Genomic DNA, 22,018 nt, shown 5'->3' with positions numbered 1-22,018 from the left:
GTGGCGCGAGGCGTCGCAGCGAATGGCGTTGTGCGGACCCGATCACTTGCCCGCGCTGCGGGCAGTGGACGGGCGTCCGAGAACGAATCCAGGCTTGTGATATTCGACGTGCCCGAAATCCATCAATTTCCATCGCCCCCCCCAAGTCAGGCCGACTTGCTCGGCCGTTTGTCCGTATAGCTGATAGCCGCGCATGGCCCAAGGATCTTTTTCTGAAATGACAAGCTTGCCGTTGCGTAAAAAGGCGTTGTCGGCCGCGAGTCCGTATTGGTGATAGCTCTGGAATGCGGCAGCATTCGTCACGCCCCCCAACTGCGCGAGCCGGTCTTGCCGTTCCGGGCTCCGATAACCTTCAAGCAATGCCATTTCGTATCCGTACTGCTCGCGCATGATCTTGTACACGAGCAACAGACGTGTTCTAAAGTCTGCATCGAGCAGCGCCCAATCGCGGCTTGCATCCCGTAATGCTGGACGGACCTGTTCGACTTCCTGCGTTGCAAACACCTCGGGCGGCAAAGGTGGCGGCGGAACGAGCCGTTCGCCATGCAGCAGCGCGGCGATTTTCTCGTCCGGCACGCGGGTGTCGCCGTCGTACTGGAAAAGCAGCCGGCCGCGCAATGCAATTGCGAGCAAAGGAGGCGCGGCAAGGATACCCGCCGTAATCAAAATCATCAAGCGACGGCGAATCAGTATTTTTTTCGTATTTGTGATCGCCGATTGCGAAATTCTTACTGATTCGCTGAAGCGGCTGCGAGCGTGCGTGGCGCCGCGCGATGCCCGCAGACTGACACGCCGCTGTAAACGAAGCGCCGCATTCAATAGGGCGGCACGGGCGGAGGGCAATAGCAACACGGCCGCCACGGTTACGGCGATCGCGAAATATGCGGAAAGTGCAACAGCAATCAAGGTCGGCCCCGCGCATGGGAAATAAATTGTCTTTTGTAATGCTTGCTCTTAGAATCTGGCCTGCTGCAAGGGAGGCCGGATTACATTATCGCGGCGAATTAAACCAGGATTCAACGAGACAGTGAATGAGTGCGCCGGACACTTCCAGCTCCAAAGCGCGGCCGAGCTTGCTTTCCGATACGGCCAAAAGCGCCGCCGATAGCGACTCGCGTATCCTCGCGAGCCTGGAGGGCCGGGTCGCGCCTCAGCAGCCCGGAAAAGCGCCGCGCCGGTCCGGCCGGCTCTGGGGCGTTGCCGCCGTGGTTGCGGTGCTCGGCGCCGGTGCCTTCGGCGCCTGGCAGTGGCAGCGCGGCGAGGTGCAGGACGAGGAGAAAATCGCGCCCGCGCAGCACGCGGCCGCTCAGCAACGCGAAATGCCGGCGCAGGCGGGCAGCGCCGCCGTGGTCGCGGCAGCGGCATCGGGCGCCGATGTGCTTGGCTCCGCTGCGTCGGGTGCCGCAGCCCACGCAACGTCCGCGCCGCAGCCTGCCGTCATCGTCGCCGACAACAGCGCCGACAACATCGCTGCTACGCAAAGCCATTCGCCGATTTCGGCAGCGCTCAGCGCTTCGGCGCCCGCCGCGGGCAGCGCGCCGTCAGCCGACCAGGGCCGGTTGTCGCGCGCCCTCACCGCCAGTTCTTCGACGAGCGCCGCCGCCGCGACTTCGGCCGTCAATGCGCCGGGCAAGCACGCGGCAGCGGCACATGAAGCGACGAAGCGCAGTACCGCGCACGCCGAGCGCGACGCGGACAAGAAACGTCACGCGACGAGCGCTCACGCGCGCAAGGACGCAAAAACCGCCGCGGCCAAGCCGAATGAAGATCAGGATGTCGATCTGTTGACGGCCCTCGTGGCGCGCACGAAGCCGTACGACGCGAAGAAGGCCGCCTCGGCGGACAAGGCCGCGTCAGGCGGCGTCGCCACCAGGAAAAACGGCCGCGCGGCGAGCCTCGCGGATCAGGTTGCCGAATGCTCGAAGCGTGGCCTGATCGAATCGCAGTTTTGCCGCTGGCATGTCTGTGCCGATCATTGGGGCAAGGACCCCGCCTGCCCGACGGCCGGCGCGTCGACAGCCGCCCATTGAGCCGCCGCGGCGCGGCCGCGCTTCAGGCCTTGCCCGCCGCCGCGCTGCGTGCCACCCATCGCGCGATCTCGGGCCAAGCGTCGGCAAGTGTTTTCGATCCCATGAAAAGACCGATGTGCCCGCCCGGTACGAGCCGCTTGACGATTCGTGCGGGCGGCGTGCCCAGGTATTTTTCCGCGTCGAAGACCTGCTCCTTCGTCGTGATGTCGTCGGATTCGCCCGCGAGCAGATAGACAGGGCAGGTGATCGCGCTCAGCTGGAGCCGCTTGCCGAGCGCGACGAATTGGCCTTTCGCGAGCCGGTTTTCCTTGAACAGCTGCACGATTGCCTGCATGTACCAGCGCCCCGGTAAATCGATCGGGTGCTCGTACCAGCTTTGGAACGCCTCTTCTTTCTTGAGATAGACAGGGTCGTCCATATGCTCGTAAAGATCGAGGTGTTCGGTGACGTAGTGTTGCTCGGGATGCATGTTTTTCCAGCCTCGCAGCATGAGGCGGCCGAGCATGAGCCCGCCGCCCGCGTCCACGAGTTGCTGGTAGAACGACGTCGGATAGGTGTGCGCCATCTGCTTGACGGGGCCGTCGCCCGCGTCGGTGTCGATCGGCGCGCCGGCAAGTACGAGGCTCGCGACTTTTTCCGGAAACCGCGCGGCATACATCGTCGACATCCACCCGCCTTGGCACAAGCCGATCAGATTCACCCGGCCGCCCAGCTCGTCGACGCAGACGTTCAGCTCCGCCAGATACTGATCGATCTCGAGATCTCTCATGTCGGGCGTGGCCGATTTCCAATCGGTCAGATAAAGACGCGAGAGGCCGTTCGCGCGCAGCGTCTGCATCAGGCTTTGCCCCGGCTGATAGTCGGCGATCATGGCCGTATGGCCTGCGTAAGGCGCATCGACGATCGTCGGCAGCACGCGGTGCTCGTCTTCCTTCACGCTATAGTCGCGAAACGCCATCGTGCGCAGATCGAGCAATACTTCGTTGGCGGTGGCCAGCGCAGGGCGCAGCTCGTGATGGATCTTTTCTTCTTCCGCTAGAAACGCCAGATTCCTGGCATAGAGTTCGGTGCCTTCTTCCACCATGGCCGCGGCGGCGGCCGGCCAGAAGAACGGCAGGCTCAGCATGGTGAGCGGATGGGCGTGTGCGCGTCGCGTCGGCATCGGTAGCCTCCTCTCGAGCAGATGTGCCGTGGGTAAGGTGCGCTCGATTTTGAGGTTGTGCCGGTGGCCGGCCGTTGACGGACATCAACGAATCGCCGAAAGCAAAAGACGCGTTGCGCCGCGCAGTCGCGCGATGCCCGCGCGCGGATACGTCGCTGTGCCACCGCGCCACTGTGCCGCCATGCGGGGCGAGAGGGCGAGAGGGGCCTTCGGCGTGACAGCCCTCCGTTCTTTTGATAGCGTCGCGGCATGCAAACCCGATTCGTCCTTCCCACACGCTTGTTGATTACGCCCGAGCCGCCTGCGGACGAGCTGCGGTTCGGCGATTTCCTCGATCGTCTGGATGCGGCGCTTGTACGCGGGATCGAACTCGTTCAACTGCGCGCGAAGACGCTCGACGCCGCATCCTACGGCCGGCTTGCTCGGCAGGCGCTGTTGCGGTGCCGGGCCCACGGTGCGTTGATGGTGCTCAACGGTCCTTCCACGGACGAGCCGCCCGAGGCCGACGGCATTCACCTCACGAGCGAGCGGCTGATGCGGGCATCGGCGCGCCCGGTGTCGGACTCGATGCTGTTTTCCGCGGCCTGCCACACGCGTGCGCAACTGGCTCATGCGGCAGCGATCGGGGCCGATCTCGTCACACTCTCGCCCGTATTGCCGACGAGCTCGCACCCAGGCGAGCCGACGCTGGGCTGGCGCCGCTTCGCGCAACTCGTTGCCGGCGTACGCGTGCCCATTTATGCCCTCGGGGGGATGGGCCGCGAAGACGAGCGGCTTGCGCGCGCGTTCGGTGCGCGCGGCATCGCGGGCATTTCCGCGTTCTGGTAGCGGCCCGCCTCGGGGGTGCGCCGGAGGCTCACGGCTTCGGTCTCCAGCATGACGGCCCGTTTTACGCGGTCGCGACTCGGCGACTCGTCAGGGACCGCCGCAGGGACCGCTTCGGCGAGCAGCAATAGCTATTCCCGCTCGTTCACCGGGCGAGGCACGCGCGTTGCGCCATGTGGTCGGGACTCCGTGTTCGGAGGCATCGTTCAACCAATCGACCAGCAAGGGTTTCACCATGGCACGCAAAACGCTCGAAGATCTATTCATTCATGACCTCTCGGACATCTACAGCGCCGAAAAACAATTGACACGCGCGCTCGGCAAACTATCGCGCGCGGCCACCAACGAGCAGCTTTCAGCCGCATTCGAGACACACCTGCAGGAAACTCAAGGCCAGATCGAGCGGATCGACAAGGTCGTCGAGTTGTGCGGCGTTCGTCTGAAGCGCATGAAATGCGTGGCGATGGAAGGGCTCATCGAGGAGGGGCAGGAGCTTGTCGACGAGCTTGGCAAGGGGACTGTACTCGACGCGGGGCTCATTGGCGCCGCGCAGAAGGTCGAGCACTATGAGATCGCCGCGTACGGTACGCTTTGCGCACTCGCCAAGCAGCTCGGCCGCACCGACGCCGTGAAGCTTCTGCGCGAAACGCTCGAAGAGGAAAAAGCCACTGACCAGAAGTTGTCGCAGTTTGCCGAGAAGGTGGGCAATCCTGAGGCGGCGCGTGGCTGACGGCGCCTGCCCGGCATGGTTTCACAGAAGTCTTCATGCATTTTCGTTGCGGCGCCGGCCTTCGCGTTCGCTGGCCGGCGCCGTGAGTCATTGTCCTGATTATCTTTGACGGAACACGACGATGAACACACTCGCAGTGGAATACTCCGGCGCTTTCGCTCCAACCGCCGTTCTGCCTATCGCCGACATCGCCTCCAGGACCTTCGAGGGCTTGGAGCGGTTGGCGCAGCTCAACATTCAGACGCTCAAGGAGTCGCTCGTCGAACAGCGGGAAATTGCGGAGGAAGCAGTGACCGCGCGCTCGTTCGAGCGAATGGTCGCGTTGCCGTCCGCGCAGTCGCAAGCGGTGCTCAAAAAAGGGCTCGCGTACTGGCAGGAGGCGAGCAACATTGCCATCGAGACGGCGGCCGACAACGTCGGCTACGGCTGGGGCACGCTGAACGATTACTCGCGCTGGGCCGCCACGTTGTTCGGCGATCCGGCGACGATGATGCCGGGGCCGGCATCGACTGAACTCGTCGTCGTCGATCCCGATGCAACCCTGCCGAGCGCGCTCGAGGCGGCGCCGCCGCTTGCGAAGCAAACTGGCATGGGCCGGGGAACGAATATCGTCGATCCCGAGGGCAATTCGCTTTCGCGCAAGAAGCAGTAACGAGCGCGACGCGCTTCGTGCTGCCGGCGCGCCCCAGCGCCGGGCCGGCCACGGAGCCCTGTACTCCGCCTGCGAGGCAGAGCGGGCGGGGCCGGCAAAAGACCCGCAGCGGTTGAGGCAGCGATGAATTCTTCAGCGAATAAAGTGGCCGGCGCAGGATGGCAGGCGGTGGTTGCCCGCCTGAAGCCCGCGTGTTTCTGGCGTCGTACCGTGGCATCCGGCTCGGTGGCGGGCGCGCTCGCGGCCGCGATGGCCGGATGCCGGGCGCGGGCGGAAGGGACGACGGCCTATGCACCGATCAATGCCGTCACGCATTGCCTCTGGCCCGACGACGCGCTCCACGAAACGCGCTGCAGCGCGCGCTATACGCTGACAGGCCTCGCAATCCACCAGGGTGCGGCGGTATTTTGGGGCGTCATGTTCGAACTGCTGGCCCCGCGCAGGCCGCGCGAGCATCCTGCCGCGACACTGGCCGCCGCGGCGGCCACCGCTGCCACTGCTTATCTCGTCGACTATCGCGTCGTACCCAAGCGTTTGACTCCTGGCTTCGAGAACCATTTGTCGGGCCGCTCGCTGGCCTGCGTTTATGCGGCCATCGCGGGCGGCTTTACGCTTGCCGCGCTCATGCGGCGCGGCGAGCGGTGACGAGCGCGTTTCAGCTGCCGAAGAGCGCCTTTGCGGCCATGCCGATGGCGACCATGCCGGCAAAGGTGGCAAACGACTTCTGAATTTTCGCCGCGCTCAGATGCCGGGCGATGCGCCGCCCCCCGAGCATGCCCGCGACAGCGCCCGCGGCGAACGGAATCGCCACGGCCCACGGCATATGGCCGCTCGCTGCCGATGCGACTACGCCCGTCGCCGAAACCAATGCAATGACGGCGAGCGACGTGGCGATAATGCCTTCCATTGGGATATCGGAGGCGCGCCTGAGCGCGGGCACGACGACGAACCCGCCGCCCACACCGAGCAGACCGGACAGCAGGCCGGCCACCAGGCCCGAGGTTGCCAGCGCCCGGGCGCACGGCGCGCTCCAGGCGAGCTTGCCGCGGACCGGATCGAGGTGGCACGCCGGCTCGTGGCGCCGGGCTTCAGGATGGGGTTGCGCGCCGTTATTTGCCTGCTGCAGCAGGCGCCACGCCACATAGAGGAGCAGTATCGAGAACAGCAGCATCAATGGTGTATTGGGGATGCGCCGCGCGAGCCAAAGCCCCGCCGGTGAGGCGAGCGAGCCCGAGAGGGCCATGAGCGCAGCCGCCTTGTAGCGCACGCGCGCCTCGCGCAAACCGAGCCACGTACCCAATGCGGCGGCGAGCCCGACCGCCACAAGCCCGACCGGACTCGCGGTCGCGACGTCGACGCCGAGCCCGAACACGAGCAACGGCACCGCGACGATGCCGCCGCCCGCACCGGTCAGCGCGAGGATGACGCCGACGACCGAGCCGAGCGCGGCGCCGAGTAGAGCCGTATCGTGCATGGGCATGCTCAGGCCGCCGTATCCGTGAACCACTCGCGCGCCTTCAGCATGCCGGCCCAGTAAAACCGAGGCAGAATCGTTGCCTTCAGCAGCCAGGCGAGGGTGCGCGGCCTGGTCGGGTCGAGCGGGAACGTGGGCAGCAGGCGCCCACCGTAGCCGAATTCCGCGAGGATCACCTTGCCGCGCTCCACCGTGAGCGGACAGGAGCCGTATCCGTCGTAACGCCGCGGCATCTGCTCGCCCGCTCGTGCGGCCAGCAGATTCGAAGCGACGACGACGGCCTGCTTGCGTGCGGCGGCGGCGGTCTTCGCGTTGGGCGCGGAGCAGGCATCGCCCAGCGCGAAGACGTTGCCGTAGCGCGGGTGGCGCAGCGTGGCGTGATCGACCTCGCACCACCCGGCCGCATCGCCGAGGCCGCTTTCGCGGATGAAATCGGGCGCGACTTGCGGCGGCACCACGTGGATCATCTCGTACGGTTTTGCCACGCGCGACACGCCGCCGTTGCCATCGGCGACATCGAAATAGGCCGTCCTGGCCGGGCCGTCGATGGCGACGAGGTTCGAATTGAAGGCAAGGTTGGCGCGGTAGCGCTCCACATACTTCATCAACGGCGGCACGAATGCCGCCACGCCGAAGAGCACGGCGCCGGCCGTATCGAACTCGACCTCGATTCGATCGATTACGCCCTGCCTCCGCCAGTGATCGCAGGCGAGGTAAAGCGCTTTTTGCGGCGCGCCCGCGCATTTGATCGGCATGGCCGGCTGTGTGAAGAGCGCGGGGCCCGAGCGCATCGCGCGTACGAGCTCCCACGTGTACGGCGCGAGATCGTAGCGATAGTTGGAGGTCACGCCGTTCTTGCCGAGGGCGCTTTCGAGACCATCGATTCGCTCCCAGGCGAGCCGAAGCCCGGGCGCAACGACGAGATCGTGGTATCGCACCGTTCGGCCGTCGTCGAGTTGAACGCGGTTCTCCTCCGGGTCTACGCGCACCGCCGAGGCGCGAATCCAGTTCACGCCCGCCGGCATGACCGCGTGCATCGGGCGCCGGCTTTTGCGCACGTCGAATACGCCACCGCCCACGAGTGTCCAGGCCGGCTGATAGTCGTGGTGCTCGCGTGGCTCGATGATCGCGATGTTCAGATTGCGTTGGCGGCGCAACAGGCTCGCGGTGACCGCGATGCCGGCCGTGCCGCCGCCGATGACGACCACGTCGAACGTGTCGTCCCAGGTGCAGGCCGGTGCGACGGATTGCGGTGCGGCGTCCGGCTGTTCTGCGCGGGGCGATCGATCGGGCGGGGTGTGCATGGCGTTGTCTCCGTTCAGTGCTTCGTCGTTTTGCGTCGCTCGATGAGCGTGAAGAGTGCCATGCCCGCGAGCATGGCGGCGACAAAAATCAATGCCTGGGCGTTTCCGCGCGCGGCCGTGACGAGTGCCGGACCGGGGCAGAAGCCGGCAAGCCCCCAGCCGATGCCGAACACGGCGCTGCCGCCGATGAGCCGCCAATCGACGCGTGTGGCAGCGGGCCACTGCATCGGCGCGCCGAGCAGGCTTGCGCGCCGCCGCCTGGCCAATGCGTAGGCCAGGCTCGCGATTGCGATCGCGCCGGCCATGACGAAGGCGAGCGATGGATCCCAGCGGCCGGCGAGGTCGAGAAAGCCCAGCACTTTTTGCGGGTTGGCCATGCCGGAGACGATGAGGCCGATGCCGAAGATCAGGCCGGCCAGCAGTGCGTTGAGGATCAGCATGTCAGAGGTGCCGGGTCACGAAAACGGTCAAAAAGCCAAATGCCATGAAGACGGCCGTCGCGGCGAACGAACGCGCCGATGCGCGCGAGATACCGCATACGCCGTGGCCGCTCGTGCAGCCCGAGGCATAGCGCGTGCCGAGCCCCACTAGCAGGCCCGCTGCGACGAGCGTCATGCTCGATGCGTCGATTTCGACGCCCGGCAAAGGGGCGAACAGTCGAAAGACCCAGGGCGCCGCAACGAGGCCCGCGACGAATGCAAAGGGCTCGGCGCGGGCATGCGCCGCGGGATCGATGAGACGGCCGAGCATGCCGCTGATGCCGGCGATCCGGCCGTTGCCGAGCATGTAGAGCGCGGCGGACACGCCGATCAGCAAGCCGCCGGCCAGCGCCAGCCAGGGCGTGAAATGCAGAAGGTCTAGCGTCATTTGCTTTTCCGCTTCACCTTGCCGCAATACAGCGTAGAGAGGGTCTGCATGATGCTGACGACTTCGAAGCTGGCGAGACTGTAGTAGATGTACTTGCCGTCGCGACGCGCGTTGACGAGACCCTCTTCTCGCAGCACGCCGAGGTGCTGCGAGAGGCTGGGCTGACGAATGCCGACCAGCTCTTCCAGTTGGCCCACGTTGTGCTCGCCTTCAGTGAGCTGGCACAGCAGCAGCAGCCGGTCCTCATGGGCCATGGCCTTGAGCAGCCCGCAGCATTGGGCGGCCGCTTCGCGCAGACCGACGAACGATTCGGATGAAGTGGACATTTCCATAAATGCGGCACGGACCCCGCCGGCGCGAGATGTTGATGTTGACGTTCATTATATGAACGCATATATTATTTTTCAATATATCGTTGAGAGGGAGGGCGCAATGCAGCCTTTGGTGGAGCCGTTTTACGATCCGGGCACGTCCACATTCACCTATGTCGTGCACGCGGGAGACGGTACGCCGTGTGCGATCGTGGATTCGGTGCTCGACTTCGATCCCAAGTCCGGGCGCACGTCGACGGCGTCAGCCGATCGCGTCGTCGCCTTCGTGCGGGCGCGCGGCCTGCAAGTGGCATGGCTGCTCGAAACGCATGCGCACGCTGACCATCTATCGGCGGCGCAGTACCTGAAGACGCAACTGGGCGGGCGCATCGCGATCGGCCGGGAGATCACGACGGTTCAGCACACGTTCAAGGATGTTTTCAATCTCGGCGACGAGGTGCCGGAGGACGGCGCGCAGTTCGATCATCTCTTTGCCGACGACGAAACGTTTTCGATCGGCGGGCTCACGGGGCATACGCTGCACGTGCCGGGTCATACGCCGGCGGACGTCGCTTATCGGATCGGAGACGCCGTTTTCGTCGGCGATACGCTGTTCATGCCGGACGTGGGCTCGGCGCGCTGCGATTTTCCGGGCGGCGACGCGCATACGCTTTATCGCTCGGTGCGAAAGCTGCTGGCGCTTCCGCCGGAAACCCGGCTCTTCATGTGTCACGACTATCCGCCCGAGACGCGCGACGTGCGCTGCGAAACGACGGTGGCGGAGCAGCGGCGCGCGAACGTGCATCTGCACGACGGCGTTTCCGAGGACGATTTCGTCGAGATGCGCACGCGGCGCGATCGCACGCTCGCAATGCCGGTGCTGATTTTGCCCGCAGTGCAGGTCAATATCCGCGCCGGCGAGATGCCGGCGCCGGAGTCCAATGGCGTGCGCTACCTGAAGATTCCGCTCGACGTGCTCTGAGGTTCGTCGAGCGGCAGGGCAGAGGCGGGAAGCCGGACGGCTCGTTGCCGGCCGGCATGCATCGCCTGGAGGAGAAAGGCGGGAATCTCAGTCGATCGACGCGGGCTCGCGGCGAGCGCTTTGCTCGGGCTCGGGAATCGCTTCGATCGGCCCCATCACGAAGACGAACGACACGATGCCGATTGCGAGGATCACACCGGCGATCATGAAGGCATTCGTGAACGAGTTCGTCGAGCCGACGATGAAGCCCGTTACGATCGGCGCGGCCACGCCCATCAGATTGTTGACGAAGTTCATGATGCCGCCGATCGTGCCCACGCCGCCTTTCGGCGCAATGAGCGAGGGCAGGGACCAGCCGACCGGTGCGGCCGCGGCAAGGCCGCCGAGTGCGATCGAAATCCAGAAGATCGCCCACACCGGGTTCGTCGTTTGCGTGGCGCCGAGCACGGCGAGGCCGAACAGCATGCCGGTGACGAGCACGCCTTTACGCACGCGCGTTTCGTCATGGCCGCGGCGGATCAGATGGTCGATGAGCCAGCCGCCCACGACCAGGTCGGAAACGGTGGCGACAGCCCAGGGAATCGCTGCGTACTCGGCCGACGTCAGGATGTTCATGTGCATCGTATGCACGAGATAGCCCGGCAGCCAGGTCAAGAAGAGATAGAACGAATAGCCGTATGCGGCAAAGCCGATCGTGAGGCCCCACACCTTCGACTTCTTGAGCAGATAGCCGAGCATGCCGAACACGCTCGCGCCCGGCGTGCCCTCGGGCGTTGCGCCGCCGCTGCGGATGTAATCGAGCTCGGCCGCGTTCACCTTCTTGTCCTGGCTCGGATCGCGATAGACGAGCAGGAATGCGAAGAAATAGGCGAAGCTCAGCGCGGCCGTCACGCCGAAGCCCCAGCGCCAGCCCATGTGCACCACCACGAGCGCGACGAGCGGCACGCCGATGACGTTCGAGAATTTGGCGGCCGCATCGAAGATCGCGGTGGCCAGTGCACGTTCGCCGCGCGGAAACCAGTAACCGGTGGCTTTCGAGCTGACCGGGAATCCGGGAGCCTCCGCGACGCCGAGCATGGCGCGTGCCGCGAAGATGCCGCCGAAGCCGCCCGCGCATGCGGTGATCGCCGAAGCGAGGCCCCAGAGAAAAGCGCCCCAGCGTCCGACGCGCGTCACGCCAAAGCGATCGAGGATCACGCCGGCCGGCACCTGCAACAGCGCATAAGGCCAGAAGAACGCGCTGAAGAGCAGCCCCATCTCGGCCGGCGTCAGGTTGAACGCTTCCTTGAGCTGCGGTGCCGCCACCGATAAGTTGATGCGGTCGAAGTAGTTGATGAGCACCCCGATGCCGAGCAGCACACCGATCGTCCAGCGCCGCTTGGTCATGCGGCCGTTTGCGGTTGTTGTCATGTCATGTCTCCGGAAAGCTCCGGGGGTGTCCCCCGGAAAGAAATCCTGCCGTGTCGTAGGAAGCCGAATCAGAGATAGCGCTATCTCGGCAGTTACAAAAATGCGCGGCCTGCGTCCGACAGGCTGCCGCACCACTCGGCGGCCTGATCGACGATCGCATCGAGCGGCAACGCCGCGGCGAGGGGAAGCGTGGCGGGCTCGCCGGCCGGGCGCTCGAGCGCGGCGAACTGACTATCGACGAGCGAGGTGGGCATGAAATGCCCGGCGCGCGATGCCATGCGTGCGAGCGCCTCGTCTCTCGTCACGTCGAGAAAGACGAAGCCGAGCGATGGCACCGCTTTGCGCAGCCGGTCGCGATATCGGAGCTTGAGGGCGGAGCAGGCCAGCACCGGCCGCTCGCCACGCGCGCTCAGGCGCACGAGCTCCGCTGCGAGGCTGTCGAGCCAGCCGGACCGGTCGTCGTCGGTCAACGGAATGCCGCGCGTCATTTTCTCGACGTTGGCCGCCGGGTGAAATGCGTCGCCTTCGACGTATTGCCCGCCGATTCGCTCGGCGAGCGCCTTGCCGACGCTTGTTTTGCCGCTGCCGGCCACGCCCATGACGACGACCGCCGAAATTGCCCGGTCCATGCTTTCCTCCTCCTGCAAACTCGCGAGACAGCGCTATCTCGTGTACTCAAAACAATGCGGCCTCCGAGGGCCTCCTGGCAAGCTCCCGCGACGATTGGCCCTTTTTCGGGTCGGATTGCCGCAGCAGCAAGACAGCGCTATCCTACGCCGATCATGACTCGCTCGACACCCAGGAAAACCCGTGCCACGGGCCGGCCAACCCTCGAGGAGGTGGCCCGGCTCGCCGGCGTCAGCACGATCACGGCCTCGCGCGCCTTGCGCGGGTTGGCTTCGGTCGGGCCCGAGTACGTCGCGCGCGTGAAGGCGGCCGCGCAGGAACTCAGCTATGTGGCGAACCCCGCCGCCCGCGCGCTGGCTTCGGCGCGCAGCGACGATGTTGCGGTGCTGATTCCGTCGCTGTCGAACAATGTGTTCACCGATGCGCTCGAAGCTATTCACGCTGTCCTGCGGCCGCGCGGCTTCGAAATCCTGATCGGCAATTCGCACTACTCGCGTGACGCCGAGGAGGACTTGATCCGCCACTACCTCGCCTCGCCGCCGCAGGGCATGATCGTGACCGGCTTCGACCGTACCGAGGCGGCGCGGCGCCTCATCGACGCGAGCGGCGTGCCCTGTGTGCACATGATGGAGCTTGCATCGGCAGAGGGCGTCTATTGCGTTGGCTTCTCGCAGACCCAGGCGGGCGCGGCCGTGGCCGAGCATTTGATCGCGCGCGGCTGTCGGCATAACGCGTTCGTTGCCGCGCAACTCGACGTGCGGATGCTGCAGCGGGGCGAAGGTTTTCGCCAGGTACTGCAGCGCAAGGGCCTTTATGACGCCGAACTCGATGTGCTCACGCCCGTACCGTCGTCGATCCGGCTCGGCGGCGAGCTGTTCATGCAGTTGATCAGGCGGCGGCCGGATATCGACGGCATCTTCTTCGGCAACGACGACCTCGCGCAAGGTGCGCTCTACGAGGCCTGCCGCCAGGGTATTCGCGTACCTGAGCAAGTCGCGATCGTCGGGTTCAACGACCTGGCTGGCTCGGCGGATTCGGTGCCCCGCCTTACGACAGTACGCACCCCGCGGGCCCAGATGGGCCGCACGGCAGCGCAACTGCTGCTCGCGCTGATCGACAGCGAGCCGATCCCCCGGCGTTCGATCGACCTCGGGTTCGAACTCATCGTCAGGGAAAGCGCCTAAAACGGCCTGGGATTCGGCCACGAACGTCCGAAAACCGACAAGCCCGGCTCGGAACGCCGTAGTGAGCGGTTGAACGCCTCGCGACAATGCGCGTCGTTCATTCCGATAGAAGGGGTTGCCGTGCTGATACCCAGTAGTCGCTTTTCGTCGGGTTCGGTCGATCCCGCCAATTTTCCGGCCCAATCCCCTTCATCCGCATCGGCACAGGTGGAGGAACAGGAGCGGATCGGCGCGCTCGTCGAGCAGGTCGCGGGTTCTACCGGCGTCGTGCGCGCTCATCTCGTCAAACTGCAATCGTTCGCGCGGGAACACCAGTGTTTGATCGGCATACGGCCCGTCGATCGGCTGGCTACCGATCTGATCGAAGACGGGTATCCGACGAAGGGTTTTCATATCAAAGGAAAGAGCGCGAACTGGGGGCCGCAGGCCGCCTTCATCTGCGCGGACCAGCGCTTGAGCAAGCTCGAAAACCGGCCGGAGCACCTCGGCAAATTCAACGGCGAAGTCAATGCCTGCCTGCTCGATGGCTACGCGCGCAAGGTGCCGCTCGTGCTCGGTCGCGCGCGCCTCGACCGATTGCTGAGCGCGGGGATGATCGATCGGCTCGAGCGCGACCGGCATGGAGCACCGGCGCGCTTCGAGGCAAAGGCGCCGAGCGGCAAAATCTATACGTTCGATGCGGTTCGCGCGAGTGGGCACGGCGCAGGTGACGAGCGGTTCGAAATCCGCCTCGACGGCAAAGCCGTCGAAGTGCTCGCCCCCCCGCGCGAGGGCGCAAAGCCCTTGACAGCCGACTATGACTTGTTCGCCGTTGCGCCCCGCCTCGCCCACCTTGGCCCCGAGGACAACCTTCCGGTACCCGACATCTCGCACGGCGTCTTTCGCGCGAGGCTCGACAGGTACCGGCATGGCGTGCCGCCGCAGTTGCAGGCCGACTACGCGTGGCCCGCTTTCTTCTACGGCCCGATGGACGCGGAACTCGGAAACGTGTCGGCACGGGTGCGCAGGATGATTCCGCTGATCAACGAGGCGCTCGTCGGCAACGGGGAGCCCGTCGTGCACCACGGCGCCGACGAGGCAAGCCATGCTGCCGATACCCTGGCCAACTATCCGCTGACGTTTGCGCTTCCCGAAAAGATCGGGCGCTTCGAGGAGGTCTGCCTTGTGAACGACGAGCACGAACTGGCCGAACTGGTCTGCCGTGCAAAGGAGGCGGGATACCATGTGCCGCTCAATCCGCTGTGGGAGCCGAAAGTGACTTCCGTAAGGCGGCCGGCGTTCGTCGCGGCGCGCGAGCGTATGGCGGCGTATTTCGGGTGAATGACCACCAAGGGCCGCTACGCTGGAAAAGCGGGGCGGCCTCGCGCGATCAGCGGCAGCGCTTCACCCAATGATGATGGACGTGCACCTTGTGGCAGACCAGGTGATGGTGCTGCGTGGCGGCGAACGTCTCCGACATCGTACCGAAGAATGCCGCGACGGCGATCAGCGAGAGAAAGGTTCGTTTCATTGCGGTTTGCTCTGACTTTAAAAAACGGGCGGAGCGACGATGCTATCAAGAGGGGATTACGTTCCCTTTACGAATCGGGCCTGCCATTGCCCGAAAGCCGCCATCGCGCATGCGGCCCTGGGCAAGTTGATCAAGATGCCTCGCCGCATTGCCGCGCGAACGTTCAATCGCTCCAGAGCAATCAATTCGAAGGGCAGGCTGCGGCGCGCGCGATGCGGGGACGCATGGATCGCCGCAGCAGCAACGGGTACGCGACGCAGCCGAAGAGCGCGATGGCGGCGACGAACGAGGCCAGGACCGTCACGGTTCCGGGCAGCGCCGCGATCGTGTAGATGGCAAGCGCGCCCGCACTCAGATGCAATGCGCCCATCAACCCCGACGCGGCGCCCGCGCTCGACGGGAAGCTCGTGACGCCGCCCGCGAGCGAGAGAGGCAGGAGAAAGCCGTTGGCGAGCGTGACGAGCGACACGCCTAGCACCAGCGGCAACGGCGTGGATACGCCATGAACCGCGAGCGCGACGAGCGTGAGCGCGCCCGCGGCGAAGAGCGCGTAGCCGACCCCGAGCAGGCGGTCGAGCGAGTGATGGCGAGCGCAATGGCGCGAGACGAGATTGCCGGTGATGTAGGTGACCGAGAGGCTGATATAGCAGTAGCTGATGCCCTTCGCCGACAGTCCCATCGACTCGAAGATGACGGGCGAGGCAGCGAGATAGGCGAGGTAGGCTGCGTAGCCGACGCAGACGTTGACCGCATACGACCAGAAGCGCGGTTCGGCCAGCAGTCGTGGGTAATCCGCGAAAGTGTGCAACCAGTGCCGATCGCGTGCGGACTGCGGGCCGGTCTCGGGAATGTAGGCCGCGAGCAGCACGAGCGCGAGCGCGCCGAGCGCTGCCGTGAAGACGAACGGTGCCCGCCACGATACGTAGGTGGTGAGATAGCCGCCCACGAGCGGCGAGAGTGCCGGCGATGCGCCGACGATCGGCATGATCGTCGTGAAAATGCGCGCGGCGGTCTTCGCATCGAAAAGGTCGCTGATGATGGCTCGGCCAATCACCATGCCGGCACCCGCCCCGAATGCCTGCAGAATGCGGGCGCCGCCGAACGTCGCGACGCTCGGGGCGAGCGCGCACGCGATCGATGCGGCCGTATAGAGCGCCATACCGCCGATGACGAGCCGGCGTCGCCCAAAGCTGTCGGAAAGCGGGCCGTAGACCGCCTGCGCGATGGCAAGCCCGACCACGTAGACGCTGAACGTGCGCTGCAACGCCGAGATCGGCGCGTCGAGCGCCTGTGCGGCAATCGACATGCCGGGCAGATTGATGTCGGATGCGAGGAGCCCGCTTGCGCTCAGCAGCACGAGCACGGTGAGGAGAATGCCATGCGGTATGGCGAAGCGGGGCTGGTCGACGACGGCGGAGTCTCTTTGCATGGTGGGCGGTGACGAGGTGTTGCACAAGCGGCGACATGCCGAGCCTGGAGCTTAGGTGCTCGATATAATGCTGTCCAAGACTTAATTCGACACAGTTGATGCTGTCGAGGACTCAATCATGGAATTGCAGCAACTCCGGTATTTCGTGGCTGTGGCAGAGACCGAGCACGTGGCGCGGGCCGCCGAGCGGCTGCATATCTCCCAGTCGCCGCTCAGCCGCCAGATTCGCCAGCTCGAGTCGCATCTCGGTTTGCAGCTTTTCGAGCGCGTGCGGCAGCGTGTGCGGCTCACTCCCGCCGGCAAGGATTTCCTCGTGCAGGCGAGGGAACTGCTGGCCCAGGCGGCCCGGCTCGAAGAGCGTGCGCGCCAAGTCGGCAAGGGCGAGATGTGCACGGTCTCGATCGGTTACTGCGAAGGGGTGATTCACAACGGGCGCCTGCCGGCCGCGCTGCGGCGGTTTCGCGCGGCGTATCCGCACGTGAAGCTCAAACTGGCTGCCATGCGTTCCGGGGAGCAGGCCGATGCGCTCGAGCGTTCGGTCATCGACGTTGCTTTCGTCTACAACCTGCCGCCGCCGCGCTCCGCGTCGTTTTCGAGCCAGTTGCTCTCGCGCGAACCCTTCGTGCTCGCGCTGGCACACGATCACCGGCTGGCTCAACGGCGCGAGATCCTCCCTGAAGAACTCGACGGCGAGCCCTGGATCGCGCTGCCGAAATCGATCAATCCGGCGGCCCGCGAGCGCTTTCTCGCCGCGTGCGCCGCAAGCGGCTTTGCGCCCGATATTCAATTCGAGGTTGCGCAGGTATCCACAACGCTCGGGCTCGTGAGTGCGGGGCTGGGGGCTGCCGTCATGCAGGCGAGCATGCGGCGCATGCATCCGCCCGGAGTCGTATTCAAATCGCTCGATTGGCTGCCGCTCGCGGTGGAAACCCATGTGCTCTGGCGTAGCAACGCGCAGCCCGCTGGCGTGCGCCGTTTTCTCGAGGTGCTCGAGCAGGGCGAGAGCGAGCGCGACGCCCATCCGCCGCCCGCGGACGAGCCGGTGCTTGCCCGTTGAAGCCCGGGGCGGATCCCGCCTATGGCGATGCTGATATAGTGGCGGCCGCGGTTTTCACCCGTGCAGGCTGGCCGCCAGGTCCGGAGCGGGTAGCGTTTAACGACGCGGGACCGCCTGCACAGAACACCTTTTTCCCCGGGTTCGTGGTTGGATCAGCCGCGCTGACGATGCGCAGCCGGCTGACGCCGGGCGTATTCGATTCGATATCAAGTATGAAAAGAAGTAAATCGCCGCAATCGTCGCGGCAGCGGGGCATGCGGTTGAGCGCCGGGTTGACGATGACGCTGGCGGCCGCGCAGATCGCGGCCGCGCAAGCCGAGCCTGCTTCTTCCGCTTTTTTGCCTGCCTCTGTGCCAGCTTCTGTGCCAGCTTCCTCGGCCGATGCAGGCGCGGCTTCGGGCGGCGACGTGCTGCCGACGGTCGCGGTGACGGGCGGCCCGGAGAGCGGCCTGCGCGCGCAGCGCGCATCGGTGGCCGGCTACGACGACGCCCGCTTGCGCGACACGGCCGCGTCGGTCAACGTCGTGACGCGCGCGCAACTCGACGATTGGCAGGCGAAGCGTGCGAGCGACGTGCTCAGAAACGATGCCTCCGTCAATAACGATTACGCCCCGGTCGGCTACTTCGAGAACTTCTCGATCCGCGGTTTTCCGCTCGACCTCGCAAGCGCGATACGTATCAACGGCCTGACGATTTCGGGCGAGCAGAACGTTGCGCTCGAGAACAAGGAGCGCGTGGAAATTCTCAACGGTCTCGCCGGAATCGACGGCGGCGTGATTGCGCCGGGCGGCGTGGTCAACTACGTGACGAAGCGCTCGCGCAACGTCGCGAGCATCAGCACGGGCGTGGACAGCCGCGGCTCGACTTCGGCCGCCGTCGATCTTGGCCGCCGTTTCGGGCCCGACAATCAGTTCGGATTCCGAATCAATGCCGCGAAGGAAAACATGCACTCGTACGTCGACGGTACGAACGGGCGGCGCAGCTTTGCCTCGATAGCAGCCGACTGGGACATGAGCCCACGTGCGAGCCTGCAGCTCGATGCGGAATTCCAGCAGTGGGTCCAACGCTCGGCGTCGGGCTATCAACTGCTTGGCGGCACGGTCGTGCCCGACGCTTCGCCGCACAAGTGGCTCGGCGGCCAATCGTGGACGAAGCCGACGACCACGGACGCGCTCAATTTAAGCGGCCGCTTCGACTATCGGTTCGACGATGCCTGGCGCGCTTATGTGGCGGTCGGCCGCAGCCGAACGATGATCGACGACAACGCGGCGTTCGCCTACGGCTGCTATTACGCGGCGAGCTGCGCCGCCGGCACGACGTCGCCTTACTTTTTCGGCGCGAACGGCGATTACGACGTCTACGATTACCGCAGCCCGGGCGAATACCGGCGCAACGACGAAGCGCGCGCGGCCGTGACGGGCAAGTTCGCGACGGGGGCGATCGGGCACGAACTGACGCTCGGCGCGAGCGTATCGCGCCGCGTAGTGCATATGGCCGATGCGGTGTACGACTACATCGGCAGCGAGAACATCTATGGGCCCGATGTCGCGTTCTCGCCGTCGTCGAATACGGCCGGTCCGTCGTATCCGCGGCTCGATGCATGGCAGTACGCCGTCTTCGGCTCGGACCGGATTACGCTCGGCGAGCACTGGCAACTCATTGCCGGCGGGCGGCAAGTGCTCTTACGGCAGCACGCGTGGGACAGCCTCGACGGCCCGCGCACCGACACGAACCGGTCGGTGTTCCTGCCGCAAGTGGCGCTCGTCTACAAGCCGGCGAGCGCGCTTTCGCTTTATGCGTCCTACGGCAAGGCGCTCTCGCTCGGCGATCAGGCGCCCGTGCGCGCGAGCAATGCCTACGCGTTCTTGCCGCCCGTTGAATCGCATCAGTTCGAACTGGGTGCCAAGTATGGCTGGCTCGACCGTCTCGACCTCACGGCCGCAATCTTTTCGCTGAGCAAACCGTTCGAGTACGCCCGGCCGGACGCGTCGACGGCAGGGTACACATTCGTGCAGCAGGGCACCGAGCGGCACGACGGCGTCGAGCTGAGCGCCGCCGGCCAGCTCACGCGTCGAATCGCGCTTACGGCGAGCGTGGCCGCGATTCGTGCACGCGCATACGATTCGGGTACGGCCGCTTACGAAGGGCATCAGGTCATCAACGTGCCGGCGTTGCGCGCGTCGCTGACGGCCGATTACGCGGTGCCGGCCGTGGCGGGGCTTCATCTGCTCGGTGGCGTCGATTACAGCGCGAGCCGCACCGCAAACGAAGCGGGCACCGCGCGCGTGCCGGCATGGGTCGTCTTCAACGTGGGCGCGCGCTACACGACGAAGATCGGCGGGCACACGACGGTAGTGAGGCTCGCCGTCGACAACCTGTTCGACAAGTCCTACTGGCGCGATGCGGGCGAACTGCAAGGCGATGCCTATCTGTTTCCCGGCGCACCGCGCACGGCGCGCATGTCCGTGACCTACGATTTCTGAGCGAAGGCGGGCCATGCCGATTCGATCAACCGTCCCGAGGCCGTGAACCGATGTCCGTCATCGAAATCGCCGGCGTGGCAGCGAGCGCGCTCGCTATCTGGCTCACCGCTCGACGCCGCATGTCGTGCTGGCCCGTCGGCCTGCTGTCGGTTGCGCTTTACGCGTGGATCTTCTTCGCGGCCAAGCTCTACTCGGACATGCTGCTGCAAGGCGCATTTGCCGCGCTGCAGTTTTACGGCTGGCAGCGCTGGTTCGCTCAACGCAGGGTGCGCGGCGAGCATGCCGAAGAGGGGCGCGGTGAGGTCGCGCCCGCGCGCGACGTGGGTTTTGCGGCGCTGCTGCCGGGGCTGCTCGCGGCGGCGGTGGGTAGCGCCGCGCTCGGCGCGGCGATGGCGCGCTGGACCGACGCCTCGCTGCCGTTCGTCGATGCGACGCTCACAGCCTTCAGTCTCGTCGGGCAATACTGGACGGCGCGGCGCTATATTGCGTCATGGGTGCTGTGGATCGTCGTCGACGTCGTCTATGTCGCGATGTTCGTATTCAAGGGCCTCTATCCGACAGCGGCGCTTTACGCGGGGTTCGTCGTGCTCGCCGCGGTGGGTTGGCGCGATTGGCGCAGGGCATCGGCCGCGGCGGCGCGCGAGCCGTTGCCGGCCGCTGCTGTGACGCTGCGCGACGGTGGCCGATGACGTGTTTCGAAGGAAAGCGATCGATGTCCCCTGAATCTCCGCGGATCGAGCGCGACGGCAGCGAAGAGCTTGCCGCGGATAGCGCCGCCGCGCCGCTGCAGTTCGGTGTGGCGGGCGAGCAGGCCGAGCGCGACTGGCCTTTGATCACGCACGATGCGCTCGTCGCCCTTTTCGGCCGATACGAGGGCATCGGCGCGCCCGCGAAGTTTCTCTGGCACAGCCCGCGTCCGTTTTCGGCCGCCGCTCTCGTCGCGGTGGCGAGCGGCCGCACGCTCTTCGTCAAACGCCATCATCGCCTTATTCGCGACGTCGAAGGACTGGCGGAGGAGCATCGCTTCATGGCTCATCTGCGAAGCCGCGGCATGCCCCTGGCCGAAGTGCTTGCCGAGCGCGAGGGCGACACCGCCGTGACGATGGGCGAATGGACCTACGAAGTGCACACCGCGGCGCCGGGCGTCGATGCCTACCGCGCCGTCATGTCGTGGAAGCCGTTCTTTCACCGTTCGCACGCGCGCGCGGCCGGCCGTGCGCTCGCCGAACTGCATCGCGCAGCGCGCGGATACGACGCACCCGCGCGCAAGCTGCAGCCGTTGCTATCGAGCTTTCGCGTGCTGGCTTCGCCCGACCTTTTCGATGCGCTCGAGCGATGGGTTGTGACCCAGCCGCTGCTTGCCGCGGCACTTGCCACGCGCCGCTGGCGCGAGGACATCGCGCAGGCGATCGCGCCGTGGCATGCACGCCTCGCTCCGCTGCTGCCCGCGCTGGAGCCGTTATGGACGCATGGCGACTGGCACGCCTCGAATCTGATCTGGTCCGGCAGCGCGGACGGCGCCGAGGTGGGCACGATACTCGACTTCGGCCTGTGCGATCGGACCTGTGCCGTCTACGACCTCGCGCTGGCGATCGAGCGCAACGCCATCGATTGGCTGGCGCCCGCGCATGCGCGGCAGGTGTGCTTCGAGCACATCGACGCGCTGCTTGGCGGGTACGAATCCGTGATGCCGCTCGCCGAAGACGCCTATGCCGCCTTGGTCGCCATGCTTCCGATCGTGCATACCGAGTTCGCGCTCTCCGAGGTGGCGTACTTCGACGGCATTCTGGCGTCGCCCGCAACGGCCGACGTGGCCTACGACGGGTATTTGCTCGGGCACGCACGGTGGTTTCTCGGCGACGACGGTCAGCGGCTGCTGGCGTGGCTCGCGAGCCGTCGGGCCACGCCGGCCACGGACAGCGCGCCGGGCGGCGGCGCATCGTATTCGTCGCCCGCGCGCAGGCGGTGAAGCGGTCTTGGT

Annotated in this window: 23 protein-coding genes; 12 read left to right on the top strand and 11 right to left on the bottom strand. The window is 65.8% G+C overall.

From position 1 onward, the window contains the following. Positions 1-42: 42 nt before the first annotated feature. Positions 43-906 carry a M15 family metallopeptidase gene (locus tag U0034_RS05840; RefSeq protein WP_085223494.1) on the bottom strand — a complete coding sequence of 288 codons (864 nt, stop codon included), beginning with the start codon at positions 904-906 and terminating at the stop codon, positions 43-45. A gap of 125 nt (positions 907-1,031) precedes the next feature. Between U0034_RS05840 and U0034_RS05835 the strand changes: the two genes are divergently transcribed. Then, a complete protein-coding gene (locus U0034_RS05835; protein WP_085223496.1) occupies positions 1,032-2,030 on the top strand; it encodes a hypothetical protein in 999 nt (332 codons plus the stop codon). A gap of 22 nt (positions 2,031-2,052) precedes the next feature. Here U0034_RS05835 and U0034_RS05830 read toward each other — a convergent pair whose 3' ends face one another. Further along, on the bottom strand, positions 2,053-3,192 hold the full coding sequence (locus U0034_RS05830) for an alpha/beta fold hydrolase (RefSeq protein WP_085223498.1): 1,140 nt from the start codon (positions 3,190-3,192) through the stop codon (positions 2,053-2,055). Positions 3,193-3,441: 249 nt separating this feature from the next. Here U0034_RS05830 and U0034_RS05825 point away from each other — a divergent pair, with 249 nt between their 5' ends. The 4 genes from U0034_RS05825 to U0034_RS05810 all read left to right on the top strand — a co-directional run bounded on the left by U0034_RS05825 (position 3,442) and on the right by U0034_RS05810 (position 6,044). Continuing rightward, complete coding sequence (locus U0034_RS05825) at positions 3,442-4,020, top strand: thiamine phosphate synthase (RefSeq protein WP_085223500.1); 579 nt, start codon at positions 3,442-3,444, stop codon at positions 4,018-4,020. 232 nt (positions 4,021-4,252) lie between these two features. Continuing rightward, positions 4,253-4,747 (top strand): YciE/YciF ferroxidase family protein, encoded by a 495-nt coding sequence (locus tag U0034_RS05820; protein ID WP_085223502.1) that lies wholly within the window; start codon positions 4,253-4,255, stop codon positions 4,745-4,747. Between the two features lie 121 nt (positions 4,748-4,868). Next, positions 4,869-5,399 carry a phasin family protein gene (locus U0034_RS05815; protein WP_085223504.1) on the top strand — a complete coding sequence of 177 codons (531 nt, stop codon included), beginning with the start codon at positions 4,869-4,871 and terminating at the stop codon, positions 5,397-5,399. Positions 5,400-5,522: 123 nt separating this feature from the next. Beyond that, the gene (locus tag U0034_RS05810) at positions 5,523-6,044 is read left to right on the top strand and encodes a hypothetical protein (RefSeq protein ID WP_233211920.1); all 522 of its coding nucleotides are present in this window, start codon (positions 5,523-5,525) and stop codon (positions 6,042-6,044) included. 10 nt (positions 6,045-6,054) lie between these two features. On the opposite strand, the gene U0034_RS05805 is transcribed toward U0034_RS05810, so the two are convergent. From U0034_RS05805 to U0034_RS05785, 5 genes are read right to left on the bottom strand one after another with little or no spacing between them, the layout of a single operon-like run. Further along, positions 6,055-6,879 (bottom strand): sulfite exporter TauE/SafE family protein, encoded by an 825-nt coding sequence (locus tag U0034_RS05805; RefSeq protein ID WP_085223509.1) that lies wholly within the window; start codon positions 6,877-6,879, stop codon positions 6,055-6,057. 2 nt (positions 6,880-6,881) lie between these two features. Continuing rightward, a complete protein-coding gene (locus U0034_RS05800) occupies positions 6,882-8,177 on the bottom strand; it encodes an NAD(P)/FAD-dependent oxidoreductase (protein ID WP_085223511.1) in 1,296 nt (431 codons plus the stop codon). Between the two features lie 14 nt (positions 8,178-8,191). Next, positions 8,192-8,617 (bottom strand): DUF6691 family protein, encoded by a 426-nt coding sequence (locus tag U0034_RS05795; protein WP_085223513.1) that lies wholly within the window; start codon positions 8,615-8,617, stop codon positions 8,192-8,194. A gap of 1 nt (position 8,618) precedes the next feature. After that, a complete protein-coding gene (locus U0034_RS05790; RefSeq protein ID WP_085223515.1) occupies positions 8,619-9,044 on the bottom strand; it encodes a YeeE/YedE family protein in 426 nt (141 codons plus the stop codon). Next, the gene (locus U0034_RS05785) at positions 9,041-9,370 is read right to left on the bottom strand and encodes an ArsR/SmtB family transcription factor (RefSeq protein WP_386091981.1); all 330 of its coding nucleotides are present in this window, start codon (positions 9,368-9,370) and stop codon (positions 9,041-9,043) included. Before U0034_RS05785 ends, U0034_RS05790 begins: the two co-directional genes overlap by 4 nt. Before the next feature lie 106 nt (positions 9,371-9,476). On the opposite strand from U0034_RS05785, the gene U0034_RS05780 reads away from it, so the two are divergent. Further along, positions 9,477-10,337: an MBL fold metallo-hydrolase gene (locus U0034_RS05780; RefSeq protein ID WP_085223519.1), complete on the top strand. Its 861-nt coding sequence runs from the start codon at positions 9,477-9,479 to the stop codon at positions 10,335-10,337. 87 nt (positions 10,338-10,424) lie between these two features. Here the strand turns inward: U0034_RS05780 and U0034_RS05775 are convergent, their stop codons facing one another. Together U0034_RS05775 and U0034_RS05770 are read right to left on the bottom strand one after the other, a co-directional pair. After that, complete coding sequence (locus tag U0034_RS05775) at positions 10,425-11,747, bottom strand: MFS transporter (RefSeq protein ID WP_085223521.1); 1,323 nt, start codon at positions 11,745-11,747, stop codon at positions 10,425-10,427. A 92-nt stretch (positions 11,748-11,839) separates the two neighbouring features. Then, positions 11,840-12,376, bottom strand: coding sequence for a gluconokinase (locus tag U0034_RS05770; RefSeq protein WP_085224388.1), 537 nt, complete (start codon positions 12,374-12,376; stop codon positions 11,840-11,842). A gap of 153 nt (positions 12,377-12,529) precedes the next feature. Between U0034_RS05770 and gntR the strand changes: the two genes are divergently transcribed. Both gntR and U0034_RS05760 read left to right on the top strand, forming a co-directional pair. Continuing rightward, entirely contained in the window at positions 12,530-13,558 is a 1,029-nt protein-coding gene (gene gntR, locus U0034_RS05765) for an HTH-type transcriptional regulator GntR (RefSeq protein ID WP_085223524.1), read from the top strand. A gap of 120 nt (positions 13,559-13,678) precedes the next feature. Beyond that, complete coding sequence (locus U0034_RS05760) at positions 13,679-14,878, top strand: anthrax toxin-like adenylyl cyclase domain-containing protein (protein ID WP_199187057.1); 1,200 nt, start codon at positions 13,679-13,681, stop codon at positions 14,876-14,878. A gap of 49 nt (positions 14,879-14,927) precedes the next feature. Here the strand turns inward: U0034_RS05760 and U0034_RS05755 are convergent, their stop codons facing one another. Beyond that, entirely contained in the window at positions 14,928-15,068 is a 141-nt protein-coding gene (locus tag U0034_RS05755) for a hypothetical protein (protein WP_170151685.1), read from the bottom strand. 181 nt (positions 15,069-15,249) lie between these two features. Further along, a complete protein-coding gene (locus tag U0034_RS05750) occupies positions 15,250-16,497 on the bottom strand; it encodes a multidrug effflux MFS transporter (RefSeq protein WP_085223526.1) in 1,248 nt (415 codons plus the stop codon). A 118-nt stretch (positions 16,498-16,615) separates the two neighbouring features. On the opposite strand from U0034_RS05750, the gene U0034_RS05745 reads away from it, so the two are divergent. The 4 genes from U0034_RS05745 (at position 16,616) to U0034_RS05730 (ending at position 22,006) form a co-directional block, all read left to right on the top strand. Continuing rightward, a complete protein-coding gene (locus tag U0034_RS05745) occupies positions 16,616-17,554 on the top strand; it encodes a LysR substrate-binding domain-containing protein (RefSeq protein WP_085223528.1) in 939 nt (312 codons plus the stop codon). Positions 17,555-17,766: 212 nt separating this feature from the next. Beyond that, a complete protein-coding gene (locus U0034_RS05740; RefSeq protein WP_233211921.1) occupies positions 17,767-20,037 on the top strand; it encodes a TonB-dependent siderophore receptor in 2,271 nt (756 codons plus the stop codon). Positions 20,038-20,087: 50 nt separating this feature from the next. Further along, positions 20,088-20,726, top strand: coding sequence for a nicotinamide riboside transporter PnuC (pnuC, locus tag U0034_RS05735; RefSeq protein WP_085223531.1), 639 nt, complete (start codon positions 20,088-20,090; stop codon positions 20,724-20,726). A 23-nt stretch (positions 20,727-20,749) separates the two neighbouring features. Further along, positions 20,750-22,006: a phosphotransferase enzyme family protein gene (locus tag U0034_RS05730; RefSeq protein WP_085223533.1), complete on the top strand. Its 1,257-nt coding sequence runs from the start codon at positions 20,750-20,752 to the stop codon at positions 22,004-22,006. Positions 22,007-22,018 lie beyond the last annotated feature (12 nt).

It is taken from the genome of Trinickia caryophylli, from assembly GCF_034424545.1.
In the GTDB taxonomy this organism is placed as follows: Bacteria; Pseudomonadota; Gammaproteobacteria; order Burkholderiales; family Burkholderiaceae; genus Trinickia; species Trinickia caryophylli.
The sequence above is the reverse complement of the archived record's forward strand: the minus strand, read 5'-3'. Positions and strand labels throughout refer to the sequence as shown.

Bases quoted from the DNA above. Each gene is read 5' to 3' on its own strand.
- U0034_RS05835 (WP_085223496.1), top strand. From the start codon at position 1,032: ATGAGTGCGCCGGACACTTCCAGCTCCAAAGCGCGGCCGAGCTTGCTT.
- U0034_RS05830 (WP_085223498.1), bottom strand. From the start codon at position 3,192: ATGCCGACGCGACGCGCACACGCCCATCCGCTCACCATGCTGAGCCTG.
- U0034_RS05825 (WP_085223500.1), top strand. From the start codon at position 3,442: ATGCAAACCCGATTCGTCCTTCCCACACGCTTGTTGATTACGCCCGAG.
- U0034_RS05820 (WP_085223502.1), top strand. From the start codon at position 4,253: ATGGCACGCAAAACGCTCGAAGATCTATTCATTCATGACCTCTCGGAC.
- U0034_RS05815 (WP_085223504.1), top strand. From the start codon at position 4,869: ATGAACACACTCGCAGTGGAATACTCCGGCGCTTTCGCTCCAACCGCC.
- U0034_RS05810 (WP_233211920.1), top strand. From the start codon at position 5,523: ATGAATTCTTCAGCGAATAAAGTGGCCGGCGCAGGATGGCAGGCGGTG.
- U0034_RS05805 (WP_085223509.1), bottom strand. From the start codon at position 6,879: ATGCCCATGCACGATACGGCTCTACTCGGCGCCGCGCTCGGCTCGGTC.
- U0034_RS05800 (WP_085223511.1), bottom strand. From the start codon at position 8,177: ATGCACACCCCGCCCGATCGATCGCCCCGCGCAGAACAGCCGGACGCC.
- U0034_RS05795 (WP_085223513.1), bottom strand. From the start codon at position 8,617: ATGCTGATCCTCAACGCACTGCTGGCCGGCCTGATCTTCGGCATCGGC.
- U0034_RS05790 (WP_085223515.1), bottom strand. From the start codon at position 9,044: ATGACGCTAGACCTTCTGCATTTCACGCCCTGGCTGGCGCTGGCCGGC.
- U0034_RS05785 (WP_386091981.1), bottom strand. From the start codon at position 9,370: ATGTCCACTTCATCCGAATCGTTCGTCGGTCTGCGCGAAGCGGCCGCC.
- U0034_RS05780 (WP_085223519.1), top strand. From the start codon at position 9,477: ATGCAGCCTTTGGTGGAGCCGTTTTACGATCCGGGCACGTCCACATTC.
- U0034_RS05775 (WP_085223521.1), bottom strand. From the start codon at position 11,747: ATGACAACAACCGCAAACGGCCGCATGACCAAGCGGCGCTGGACGATC.
- U0034_RS05770 (WP_085224388.1), bottom strand. From the start codon at position 12,376: ATGGACCGGGCAATTTCGGCGGTCGTCGTCATGGGCGTGGCCGGCAGC.
- gntR (WP_085223524.1), top strand. From the start codon at position 12,530: ATGACTCGCTCGACACCCAGGAAAACCCGTGCCACGGGCCGGCCAACC.
- U0034_RS05755 (WP_170151685.1), bottom strand. From the start codon at position 15,068: ATGAAACGAACCTTTCTCTCGCTGATCGCCGTCGCGGCATTCTTCGGT.
- U0034_RS05750 (WP_085223526.1), bottom strand. From the start codon at position 16,497: ATGCAAAGAGACTCCGCCGTCGTCGACCAGCCCCGCTTCGCCATACCG.
- U0034_RS05745 (WP_085223528.1), top strand. From the start codon at position 16,616: ATGGAATTGCAGCAACTCCGGTATTTCGTGGCTGTGGCAGAGACCGAG.
- U0034_RS05740 (WP_233211921.1), top strand. From the start codon at position 17,767: ATGAAAAGAAGTAAATCGCCGCAATCGTCGCGGCAGCGGGGCATGCGG.
- pnuC (WP_085223531.1), top strand. From the start codon at position 20,088: ATGTCCGTCATCGAAATCGCCGGCGTGGCAGCGAGCGCGCTCGCTATC.
- U0034_RS05730 (WP_085223533.1), top strand. From the start codon at position 20,750: ATGTCCCCTGAATCTCCGCGGATCGAGCGCGACGGCAGCGAAGAGCTT.